This is a genomic window from Vibrio sp. 10N.222.49.C9 (assembly GCF_041474985.1).
In the GTDB taxonomy this organism is placed as follows: domain Bacteria; phylum Pseudomonadota; class Gammaproteobacteria; order Enterobacterales; family Vibrionaceae; genus Vibrio; species Vibrio crassostreae_C.
The window spans coordinates 1-433 of the sequence record NZ_JBFRVD010000484.1 but is presented as its reverse complement, the minus strand read 5'-3'; the positions used below and the strand labels follow the sequence as shown (position 1 = coordinate 433).

Genomic DNA, 433 nt, shown 5'->3' with positions numbered 1-433 from the left:
TGCGCGGATCGGCACTGTAAACCCCTGCTACATCGCTCCAAATAGTCACCTTAGAGACTTCAGCCAATGCACCAACAATCGTTGCCGAATAGTCAGAGCCATTGCGCCCAAGCAGAACGGTTTCGCCCTCTTGGTTCTGAGCCATAAATCCGGTAACCACCAGACGTCGATGTGGGTGCTGTGCGACCACTGATTTCGCTAACGGCCACGACAATCCTCGGTCAATCTCTGGCTGTGTACCAATTTCAGCACGCAAGAAATCACGAGAATCAATAGCCACACTGTCCATATCTTTATCGCTAAGAAGAGCGGCCAGCAGGCGAGATGACCACACCTCACCATGACCAAGCGCAGCTGATTTCTGTGATTCGCTCATCGGTGCGTTTAAGGCGCTAAGTGCTGTAAATTCATTGTTCAGCACTTCTTGCAGTAG

At 51.0% G+C, this 433-nt stretch carries 1 pseudogene; it reads right to left on the bottom strand.

Features of this window, described 5'->3' with window-relative positions:
• Window positions 1-433: pseudogene (gene metL / locus AB4585_RS24110) on the bottom strand (bifunctional aspartate kinase/homoserine dehydrogenase II); the annotation flags it as partial.